The following is a 9,735-nucleotide window of genomic DNA, read 5'->3' on the forward strand; positions in this document are numbered from 1 at the left end:
AACGAGGCCCGTTTAACGGGCGCGGAGGGTACGTGAAGCCAGGAAAGTTCGCCGCGCAAATGGGTGTGAGCCCTGCGGCAATCTCGATTGCGTGCCGCAACGGCAGATTGACCGAGCGCTCCATCAGCCGCGACGCTCGCGGCCGCGTCGTCGACATCGACCCCGTCGAGGGCGCGAAGGAGTGGCGGAGCACGAAGAGCCGCCTCTCGCACGCCGAGTTGAAAGGGAAGCGCACCGCCGCGAGCGCCACCGGCCCGGCGAGCCCGGCGGAGGAGGAGCGCGCCGCCGCCGCGGTGACGCGCCGCCTGGCCGAGCTCGTCGCCGAGCTACAGGCCGACACCCTCGAGCACGTCGTGCGCTACCTCCCGGACGTGCTCGAGGGCGCCGCCGAGGCGATCCAGGCCGCGGGCCGCCCGGGGACGGCGGCGGAGATCGCGAAGGCACTCCGGCTCGACGAGGGGCTCGACGGGACGGTGCTCATGCTCTCCGCCGCGATGCTCGAGGCGGTGGGCTCGACGGACCTGGAGCACGAGTCCATTCGCGAGCTCGCGCGGGCCGAAGGCCGCGAGGCGGTGCTCGGGTACCCCAGGATCTTCAAGGAGGCCAGCGATGGCGACGAAGGCTAACGGCAAGGTGCAGCTCGTCCAGGTGAGCGCTGACGAGGCGCTGGGCGCGCAGATCGCCGCGACGATGCTGCGGATGGCGATCGAGGCGCTCCGCTGCGGCGGCTACGCGCCGGCGCCGGAGCAGCTCGCGCAGCTCTCGAGGGAGGTGACGCGGACGGCGCTCGCGATGGGGAAGATCATCGCGGACGACGTGCACGGCGGATCTCCATTCCCCGACGACGTCGAGATCGACGATGCCGCGGAGCTCGGCACGCACGCGCTGATCCGCGAGGTCCTCGGGCCTGCGCCGATGGCGCACTGACCGGAGGCGAGGAACGATGCGCATCGACTTCTGGGACGAGCTCCGGGGCGGCTGGCGCTACGAAGTGCCTGCCAGGCGGTGGATGCACAACGAGGTGACGATCGTGCTGCTCGTCATCGAGGACGCGGGCAGAGTTCGGCACGGTGCGCCGCCCTACTACGTGCGCCACCTCGGCAGGCGCTTCTACTCGCTTGAGGAAGCGAAGCTCGCGATCGAAGGGAAGGCGCCAACCGCGCGCCGCGCGCAGTGATGGGCGAGCACGTCCAGCAGCTCGCGCGCTTGCGCACCGCCACGGCGACGGGCGTACTGCCGCGCGACCTCGGGATCTGGGCGCTCGACCTGCTCGCCGAGCTCGAGCCCGCGGCGGAGCGCGTCGAGCGGCGCAACGAGCTCCTGCACGCCGCCGCCGCGCGCCTCTCGGGCTCGACTTGGGCTCGGGCGCGGCGGCTCGAGCGCGAGCTCGCCGAGCTCGACGCCTTGCCGCGGCGGCGCACACGCGCCTCGGACGACGACGGCATCCGGGAGGTCCTTGCACGGGCGCTCGAGGCGGACCCCGAGACACCCCGATCGCTCCGTCACCTGTACCGCGTTCTGGCGCGCTGACATGCGCGGTGGACATGTCAGCGGGGCTCGGTGCCACGCAGGGAGCATGCTGACTCGCACGTTCGCGCTCGAGATCGAGCGCGCCACGAAGGACGGGAAGCCCCAGAAGCGCTTCCCCGCCAGCATCTCCTCGGACGTCCCGATCTCGCGCCGAACCTGGGATGGCGACTGGACCGAGATCCTGAGCCACGCGAAGGGCGCGGTGGACCTCGCCCGCGCGCCTCTCCCGCTCATCGAGGGCCACGATCGCAGCCGCACGAACATCGGGATCGTGGAGGGCCTCCGCGTCGACGGAGGGAAGCTCCGCGGCGAGCTCGTCCTCGGCTCGAGCGCGCGCGCCGTGGAGCTCGCGCAGGACATCGCCGATGGGATCGTGCGGAGCCTCAGCATCGGCGCCGAGATCCTCGAGGAGAAGCGCGACGAGAAGGCGAAGCGGGTCACCGTCACCCGGTGGCGACCACTCGAGGTCTCGATTGTCTCTACCCCCGCCGACGTGACCGTCGGCATCGGCCGAAGCGCCGCAAGGAGCACGCACATGGACGAGCAGACCACCACCACGACCCCCGCGCCCGACGCCACGCGCGCCGCCGCTCCCGCTCCCGAGGCTCTCGCCGAGCGCGAGCGGATCACCGAGATCAGCGCCCTCGCGACCCGGCACGCCCTCGGCGACGCATTCTCGCGAGACCTGATCGCGCGCGGCGTCACCCTCGAGCAGGCGCGCGGGCTCATCCTCGAGCGCCTCGCGGCGCGGGACGAGGCGAACCCGATCGCGTCGCACCTCAGCGCGGGCGAGCTGTTCGGCCGCGGAGAGAGCAGGCGTTCCGCGATCACGCCAGGGAACGACTACGCCGAGGACTTCCGCCGCGCCACGGTCGACGCGCTCCTCCTGCGCGCCGGCATCCGGGTGGAGAAGCCGCACGCGGCGGCTGGCGACGTCTCGGCGAGCGTCTACGACATCGCGCGCACGTGCCTCTCGCGGTCCGGCAAGAGCGCCTCGCGCTGGTTCGGCGGCGAGGCCCGCGGCCCCGAGCTGCTCAAGCGCGCCGCGACCACCTCGGACTTCCCGGCGATCCTGGAGGGCGCGCTGCACGCGACCATCCGCAAGGGCTGGGAGGACGAGCCGTCGTCGCACCGCGCGTGGGTGCGAGTCGTGCCGTTCGCCGACTTCCGCGAGGCCAAGCGCCCGATCCTCTCCAGCGCTCCGGACCTCGACAAGCTCGGGGAGCACGCGGAGTACCGACACGGCTACTTCTCGGACGAGGGGACCGGCTACTCGATCTCCAAGTTCGGCAAGATCGTCGCGCTGAGCTGGGAAAGCCTCCTCGCGGACAACTTGGGCGCGTTCTTCCGCGTCCAGGGCGCGCTCGGCGCCGCGGCGAGGCGGCTCGAGGCCGATCTCACCTACGGCCTGTTCGCGCTGAACAGCGGCGCCGGCCCGGCGATGCCGGACACCAAGGCGCTGTTCCACGCGGACCACGCGAACCTGACGAGCTCCGGCGCGTTCGACGCGGCGCTCCTCGGGGCCGGGCGGACGCTCCTGCGTAAGCAGAAGTCCCTCGCCGCCGTGGGCAGCACGGGCGGCTACCTGAGCCTCGTGCCGAAGTTCCTGATCGTCCCCGCCGAGCGCGAGACCGCGGCCGAGGTTCTCCTCGCGAACGCGTCCCGACGCGTGACCGCCGAGAAGGCGACGGGCGAGTGGATCGCGAACCTGGAGCTCGTCGTCGAGCCTCGCCTGGCGAACACCGCCGCCTTCCTCGCCGCGGACCCCGCGCAGATCGACACGATCGAGCTGGGCCTCCTCGAGGAGAACGTCGCCGGCCCTCACATCGAGACCGAGCAGGGGTTCGGCACCGACGAGTCGCGCTGGAAGATCCGGCACACCGCGGGCGTGAAGGCGCTCGACCACCGCGGCATGGTGAAGATGCCGATCTCGCCGTAGCTCTCCGCCCGTCCGGCACCGACCATGGTTCCGGTGCCGGACGAGCCAGCGAAGAGGCCGCGCGGCCCGACCTCGAACGCGCCCACGTCCTTCTCTCCTGTCGGACCTGTGCGCGAGGCCGCAACCCTTGGCCCCGGCCGGCGGGCCTGGCTTGCCCGCTCGTGTCGCGGGAGCCGGCAGCGGACACGTGGACGCGGTGAACCAGGCATGAGCCCCTGCGCGCCCAGGGGGAAGCACCGCTGGCGCATTTCTCTGCCCCGGAGTTCACGCGTTGACGCCCGACGTCGGCGAGGTGGTGCTCGGCCACTACCAGGTCGTGAAGTCGATCGGCTACTGCGACATGCCGTGGCTGACGTACGGCGGCCGCGACGTCCGCGACGGCTCGGCGGTCGTCCTGCGGATCGCCAACCCCGATGCCAGCAGGGATCGTTGGAGAACGGACGTCCCCGGGCTCGAGACGCCCACGAAATGGGCGGAGGCCGTCCTTGCGCGGGAGGCGAGGGCTCTGTCGCGCCTCGACCACCCTCGCATCTACTCGCTGCGCGCCTCGGGTCCGGGCATCAATGCGACGGAGCGACTCTGGGCCCCCAGCCTCGACAGACCATTCGCCCTCACTGGTGGACATCCCGAGATCGCTGCACTCATCGTGCGGCAGGTGGCGGACGTCCTTGAGCACGCGCACTCCCGTGGAGTGTTTCGGCTGGTGCCCACCTCCGACGGCGTTAGGCTCGGCGACGACGGAGGGTGCAAGCTCGTCGATTTCCGGCTCGCGATGATCCTCGACGATGATCCCGCCGCGCCCAAGCTAGAGCACCTGCGGCGACAGGAGTTGCATCGCTGGGGCGCCGGCTTCGCTCACCGGGAGGCCCTACAACGGGCCGTGTTCGAGGACTGGGGAGCCGATCTCGCGGGTGGTGACGCGCGGACCGAGGTTCTCTGCATCGGCGCTCTGCTGTCCACCCTGATCTCGGGCTTCTACCCGCGCTTCGGTGGACAGAGGCTCTTCGGCGGGCCCGGAGGTATGCGCTTTCTCGGCTCGCCCGCGCTGGCGAGGTTCGTCGAGCGCGCCTTGTCGCTGGATCGGGCGAAGCGCCCGTCGAGTGCCGCCGCCGCCCGGGACGAGCTCGATCAGATCCTGGGCGAGGTCGGCATCGTCGATGCGGACGCCGAGATCGCGGCCCTCGTCGCGGATCGCGAGAGCTACTTCCGGTCGTTCCCCGCCCGCATGTGGGCCGCGCTCGAGTCGTCGCCCGGGGCCCTCGCGCGGCGCGGCGCCGAGGGCGCCAAGCTGTTCGAGGAGCTGCGCCAAGCGGCGTGCCGCGCGGCAAGGTGAACACTCGGGCGGGCACGTCGACGAGCGCGCCCGGGCGGTGGAACGACGAGGCGTGAGCGCCTCGACCGCCGACGAGCCTCGCCCGCCCCGCCTCACCCTCGACTCTCCGATCCGCTGCGAGCGGCTCCGCGGCGTCCTCTCCGCGCGATGCTGCGTGCTCCGCCAGCTCGTCGCCGCGAGCGGCCGCACGCGCCAGACGTCGAGGGGGCAAGGGCCCCTGTACCCCTCATGCGACGGGTGCCCGCAGGGCGTCGAGGTTCGCGCGGCTGCAGAGGGCGCGGCCGCGCTCCGATGGCGCGGTGCCGGACCGGGCGGCCGGTTCGCGCGCGAGCGCGAGGACGGCGCGGCGCAGGAGGCGGCGCGCCGGCGCCTCGAGCTCGCGGGGATGCTCGACGACGCGCCCACGCTCGACGCGCCGCCGATGGAGGACGAGCTCGGCGACGTCAGTTGAGGACCACCCTCACGGAAACCGCTGCGCCGCAGGCGTGGGCGCCGGCACGCACCTAAAAGAAGCGTCCCGCGTTGACAACGTGCGTACGCACGTTCTAGCGTGCGCTTCATGGTCGACGAGCCGAAGGTGATCACGGTGCGCATCACGCGGGACCAGTACGCCGCGCTCCGCGAGGAGGCGACGAGGCGTGCGATCCAGGCCGGCGGCAAGGCCGACGCGTCGGCCATCATCCGGGAGCTGATCGCCCGGTGGATCGAGGAGTCGAGGCCGAAGAAGCGCGGGAAGTGAGCGAAGCGGGCGCCTCCGGTGCGGGAACACCGAAAGCGCCCTAACCACGGCAGCACAGGAGGGTGCAGCGATGGCTACCGGTAAGGGTACCCGAACCGAGACGTGGAGCGACACGCGGGCGAGCTGGCGCGCCGCGCACGAGGCGCTGATCGAGCGGTTCCGGCCGTTGTACATCGCGGAGCTCGAGCGGTTCGCGGAGACGCTCCGGCCTCGGTTCGAGGCGGGCGAGCTGCGGGGCTACATCGACGAGCTCGATGACGGCGCCGGCAGGGACGTGCGCCTCCCGATGGACCGGCTCGAGGATCTCTGCGCCGAGTACTTCGGGATCGCGGTGGGGCGGCGCTGGCGTGACTTCGACGACGAGGACGCCGATCGCCTGACGGCGCAGCTCATTCTGGCGGCGAGCCCCGCCGGCGCCGCAGTGCTCAACAGCAACAACCGCGGCGTGACGCTCCCCGCGCTCGCGACGTGGGCCGTGACGAGGGACGTCTTCTCTGTCGCGATCGTCCGCGGCTGGCGCGTGCCGGACGAGGCGCGGGACGAGTGGACTCCGGAGCCCCACATCATCGCCACGTGGGCGAACGAGGTCCGGTCGTGACCGCCGCCAGGAAGACGCGCCAGCCCTTCGCGCACGCCGCGGACCTGCCCGACGCCTACCGCGAGCTCGCCGGCGTGCTGCGCGACCTGGAGCAGCGCCGGCACCCGTTCCCCGACCCGAAGAACGTCCCGATGCTCTCGGCCGGCTCCCTTCTGGACCGGGCCGACGAGATGATCGCTGACGCGAAGCGCCTGCGCTCGGCGGCGCGCCGGGTCCAGATCGCGCAGTGGGGTCGCCACGCCGGACGCGCCCGCGCGTAGGCGGCGCGAGCCGAGGAGGAGGGGCCGCTCGGGAACGGGCGGCCCCTCCATTCCCCAGCTATTCCCCACCCTCCCCGCCAGGGACGGCCACGGACGGCCCCATATCCTCGCGAAATCACACGATCCGCCTGAGCCACAGGACCCCGAAATGCGACTCATAATCCCTAGGTCGAGAGTTCGATTCTCTCCCTCACCACTCTCCAGGGCCGCCGCGAGGCGGCCTTTGTCTTTCCGGGGGAGTCGGGGGGCCGGCCCCCCCGACTTCGAAGTCGGGAACCGGCGGCTGCTCGCCGCAGGCGAGCGCAGGCGCGAAGCGCCGCCGCCGGTCTCATGATCCCTAGGTCCTCGCACTACGGCGCATCAGCCGCAGTCGCTTGAAGGGTCCCCGAGTAGACGCCCCGAATGCAAGACCGCACGGCCGCCGGGCCGTGCGGTCCTTGTCTCCGAGGGCTTGCTCTTCCAGAGTGTTGCCGCGCCGCCGGTCAGGGCAGCGGGAACGCGCGGAACGTGCCGGCCGTCCCGGTCGGCCCTCGCGTGAGGAGGAAGAGCGTGCTCCCGTCCTCGCTCACCGCCATCGCGACCGGGGACTCGCCCGCGCCGATGGTGAAGGAGAGCGCGGTCGCGTCGGCGGTGTACGGCGTCGTACCGAGATCGGTGCGCCGGAAGACAAAGGCCGTGTCGGTCGCGTTGCGGGCGAGCGTGTAGAGCGTGGTGCCGTCGGGCGACAGGGCGACGGTGGGCGTGCCGCGGTCGCCCTGGAGGCTCACGGCCCCCAGGAAGTTGAAGTTCCGGTCGTACACGGATGAGCCCAAGACGACTCGGCTCCCGTCCCCGCTCACGGTCCACTTGTCCGCTCCGAAGAGCGTCTGCGTCACGTTCTGGACCTTCGAGGCGGTGTCCACGACGTCGTACGTGGTGAGCTTGTACCGATCGTCATAGAGCAGCACCCGGCTCCGGTCGCGCGTGAGGAGCATCTTCGGGCTGTGCGCATCGAAGTACACCCCACGCGTCAGGTCCGGATACCAGAGGGTGTCGACCCACTGCTCCGAGTCCAGGAACAGGATGCGCCCGTCGTTGAACGACGCCGCCAGGTCGTACCGAGCGTAAGAGGTGGGGTATCCGGTCTGCTTCCGGATGGCGAAGGTGGCCGGGTCCACCTCGTAGAAGACGGCCGACGGCGTCCCGGTGTTGCCGGAGGTGACGAGGAGCGTCTTCCCATCGGCCGTGACGTACCCGCCCGTCACCGCCGGCGCCTGGAACGCGTCCTGGCTCCACGCGCCGGAGGCGAACTTGAACCGGCGGACCTCGTCCCCGGCACCTGAGAGGAGCACCGCCTGCCGCTCGGGGTCGAGCGTCATCCGCGTGGGAGAGGTGGTGAGCGTCGCCGAGTAGGCCGCGTAGGTCGGCGCGGGCAGGACCACCAGCTCGGACGTCGCCCGCGCGAGGCCGAGGGAGTTCTCGATCGAGACCGGCACCCGCGCCGCCGCGGCCTGCGTCGGCGCGGTCACGCGGAGCTCGGTGTCGCTCACCACCGTGCCGGTGACCGCCTGCGAGCCGAACAGCACCGGAAGCGTGCCGCCGCTCCCGAAGCCGCTGCCGCGGACGATCACGTCGGGGCTCCGGCCGACCCAGGTGGTGTATGGGGCGACGTGCGCGACGTCCGGCAGCGCCAGGGCGAGGTTCGCCTTCACCGTCGCACCGGCGACGCGCGCGTCGGCCGCCTGGACCGTCACGTTGGCCGTCTGCGCCCCGTTGGCGAGGCCCGCCAGCGCGGCGGGGACGAGGTCGAGCGTGACGTCTCCCCCGCCGGCGCCGCTCGAGGGCGTCGGCTGGACCCATGCCGCCGAGCTGGACGCCGTCCAGCCGCCGTGGCTCGCGAAGGCATCGCCGAGGTTGCTCGTCACGGTGACGGTGCGGGTGAGGTCCGCCGGCGCGGCGGCGACGCCGACGGTGTACGAGGCGCTCGCCGGGGCGCCGAGCTTCGGCGCGAGGGCGACCGTGAGCGACACCGGGACCGACGCCGTGGTGACGCCTCCTTGCGTCGTCGCGACGGTGATCGTCCCGCTGTACGTGCCGTTCGCCAGCGCCCACAGCTTCGCCGGGTCGAGCCGGACCGTCAGCGACGCGTCCGCGGCGAGATCGCCCGTGGCCGGGATCACCGAGAGCCAGTCGGCCGTGCTGGTCGCCTGCCAGAGGTGGGTCGCGCCGCTCGCGGCGTCGAGCTTCGAGTCGAGGAGGAGGGGCAGGTCGAGGCTCGCCGAGGTCGCCGCCTCCGTCACGCGGGTCGTGAGGGTGCCGCCGAGCGCGAACGCCGGCGCGACCTGGTACGACGCGGAGATCCGCGACCGCACCGAGCCGGTGCCGTCGCGCAGGACGAGGCTCGCGGAGTAGCTCCCCGGCGGGCGCACCGCGGCCCCGACCTGCACGTCCGTGGTCGCGGTGGCGAGCGTGCCCGAGGTGGCGGAGAGCACCAGCCAGTCCGTGGCGCCCGAGCCGGCCGGCTCGACCGCGAGGGTCCAGTCCTTGGGGAGGACGTCGGAGGTGAGCGTGATCGACTTCTGTGCCGGCGCCGTTCCGTCGAAGCCGGTGAAGGCGAGCGAGGTCGCGGAGGCCGCCAAGCCGGCGGTGACCGTGTACTGCACCGCGACGTCCTTGTAGACGACGGCGCTCCCGTCCTGCTTGCCCGTCACGAGCCGCAGCGTGGTCCGGTAGGTGCCGGCGGAGAGCGAGGTGGTGTTCACGCGGACCGAGAGCGTCGCGGAGGACGCGGTCGAGCTCACCACGTCGACGCTGAGCCAGCCCGGCTGCGAGATGCCCGGGGGATAACCGGCGAGGAGCCCGTCGCCCCTGAACGTCGCGGTGAGCGTCTGGGCCGCGGGGATCGGAGCATTCCGCTCCGCCGCGAAGACGAGCGAGGCGGTGCTCACTTGCAGCGAGTACGCGGTGCCGCCGCCCCCGCCCCCGCTGCACGCCAGCGAGAGCGCGAGCAGGGCCGCGCCGAGCGCGACGCGATGGCCGCCGGCCGAGCCGGACCTACGAGACGACGACGCCATGGGCCTCTCCCCCTTCGCTCGCGGGTGAACGTCGCACGAGCGCGCGGCAGGTTAATTCACCCAGCGTCGCGAAACCAGTTCGGGGCGTGGTCGGCGCGCGCGGCGGTGCGGTGCCCACCTTTCACGACGAGTCGCCGATGGACGGACAGCTAACCGGCACGCACCGTGGAGACGCGCCACCCGCGCTGGCGTGGCCCCTCGCGTCCGCTACTTCGCTCGTCCCAGTAGCACCCCGAGCGCAGGCGCAGCCGGATGAGGCTGCGCCGGAGCGAGCGCCGGGGGT

The 9,735-nt window shown here is 72.3% G+C and carries 11 protein-coding genes; 10 read left to right on the forward strand and 1 reads right to left on the reverse strand.

Translation table 11 applies throughout. The annotated features are described in order from the left end of the window. Positions 1-107: 107 nt before the first annotated feature. The 10 genes from MNY62_RS10030 (at position 108) to MNY62_RS10075 (ending at position 6,399) form a co-directional block, all read left to right on the forward strand. On the forward strand, positions 108-626 hold the full coding sequence (locus MNY62_RS10030) for a hypothetical protein (protein ID WP_242344011.1): 519 nt from the start codon (positions 108-110) through the stop codon (positions 624-626). Continuing rightward, positions 610-927: a hypothetical protein gene (locus tag MNY62_RS10035; RefSeq protein WP_242344012.1), complete on the forward strand. Its 318-nt coding sequence runs from the start codon at positions 610-612 to the stop codon at positions 925-927. The genes MNY62_RS10030 and MNY62_RS10035 overlap by 17 nt, the downstream gene beginning before the upstream one ends. A 16-nt stretch (positions 928-943) precedes the next feature. Further along, positions 944-1,177 (forward strand): hypothetical protein, encoded by a 234-nt coding sequence (locus tag MNY62_RS10040; protein ID WP_242344013.1) that lies wholly within the window; start codon positions 944-946, stop codon positions 1,175-1,177. Further along, positions 1,177-1,530, forward strand: a complete 354-nt coding sequence (locus tag MNY62_RS10045; RefSeq protein ID WP_242344014.1) for a hypothetical protein — start codon at positions 1,177-1,179, stop codon at positions 1,528-1,530. Before MNY62_RS10040 ends, MNY62_RS10045 begins: the two co-directional genes overlap by 1 nt. Positions 1,531-1,576: 46 nt before the next feature. Next, entirely contained in the window at positions 1,577-3,469 is a 1,893-nt protein-coding gene (locus MNY62_RS10050) for a phage major capsid protein (protein ID WP_242344015.1), read from the forward strand. A 271-nt stretch (positions 3,470-3,740) separates the two neighbouring features. Then, positions 3,741-4,802, forward strand: coding sequence for a serine/threonine-protein kinase (locus tag MNY62_RS10055; RefSeq protein WP_242344016.1), 1,062 nt, complete (start codon positions 3,741-3,743; stop codon positions 4,800-4,802). A 52-nt stretch (positions 4,803-4,854) separates the two neighbouring features. Continuing rightward, positions 4,855-5,253 carry a hypothetical protein gene (locus tag MNY62_RS10060; protein ID WP_242344017.1) on the forward strand — a complete coding sequence of 133 codons (399 nt, stop codon included), beginning with the start codon at positions 4,855-4,857 and terminating at the stop codon, positions 5,251-5,253. Between the two features lie 108 nt (positions 5,254-5,361). Beyond that, positions 5,362-5,541: a hypothetical protein gene (locus MNY62_RS10065; protein WP_242344018.1), complete on the forward strand. Its 180-nt coding sequence runs from the start codon at positions 5,362-5,364 to the stop codon at positions 5,539-5,541. 70 nt (positions 5,542-5,611) lie between these two features. Beyond that, positions 5,612-6,139, forward strand: a complete 528-nt coding sequence (locus MNY62_RS10070; protein WP_242344019.1) for a hypothetical protein — start codon at positions 5,612-5,614, stop codon at positions 6,137-6,139. Beyond that, positions 6,136-6,399: a hypothetical protein gene (locus MNY62_RS10075; protein ID WP_242344020.1), complete on the forward strand. Its 264-nt coding sequence runs from the start codon at positions 6,136-6,138 to the stop codon at positions 6,397-6,399. The genes MNY62_RS10070 and MNY62_RS10075 overlap by 4 nt, the downstream gene beginning before the upstream one ends. Before the next feature lie 482 nt (positions 6,400-6,881). Here the strand turns inward: MNY62_RS10075 and MNY62_RS10080 are convergent, their stop codons facing one another. Then, positions 6,882-9,452 (reverse strand): BACON domain-containing protein, encoded by a 2,571-nt coding sequence (locus MNY62_RS10080; RefSeq protein WP_242344021.1) that lies wholly within the window; start codon positions 9,450-9,452, stop codon positions 6,882-6,884. Positions 9,453-9,735 lie beyond the last annotated feature (283 nt).

Origin of the sequence: Anaeromyxobacter terrae (genome assembly GCF_022690685.1) — a bacterium.
In the GTDB taxonomy this organism is placed as follows: Bacteria; Myxococcota; Myxococcia; order Myxococcales; family Anaeromyxobacteraceae; genus Anaeromyxobacter; species Anaeromyxobacter terrae.

Excerpts from the sequence above, each read along its gene's own strand:
- MNY62_RS10035 (WP_242344012.1), top strand. The coding sequence starts at position 610 with ATGGCGACGAAGGCTAACGGCAAGGTGCAGCTCGTCCAGGTGAGCGCT.
- MNY62_RS10040 (WP_242344013.1), top strand. The coding sequence starts at position 944 with ATGCGCATCGACTTCTGGGACGAGCTCCGGGGCGGCTGGCGCTACGAA.
- MNY62_RS10045 (WP_242344014.1), top strand. The coding sequence starts at position 1,177 with ATGGGCGAGCACGTCCAGCAGCTCGCGCGCTTGCGCACCGCCACGGCG.
- MNY62_RS10050 (WP_242344015.1), top strand. The coding sequence starts at position 1,577 with ATGCTGACTCGCACGTTCGCGCTCGAGATCGAGCGCGCCACGAAGGAC.
- MNY62_RS10065 (WP_242344018.1), top strand. The coding sequence starts at position 5,362 with ATGGTCGACGAGCCGAAGGTGATCACGGTGCGCATCACGCGGGACCAG.
- MNY62_RS10070 (WP_242344019.1), top strand. The coding sequence starts at position 5,612 with ATGGCTACCGGTAAGGGTACCCGAACCGAGACGTGGAGCGACACGCGG.
- MNY62_RS10080 (WP_242344021.1), bottom strand. The coding sequence starts at position 9,452 with ATGGCGTCGTCGTCTCGTAGGTCCGGCTCGGCCGGCGGCCATCGCGTC.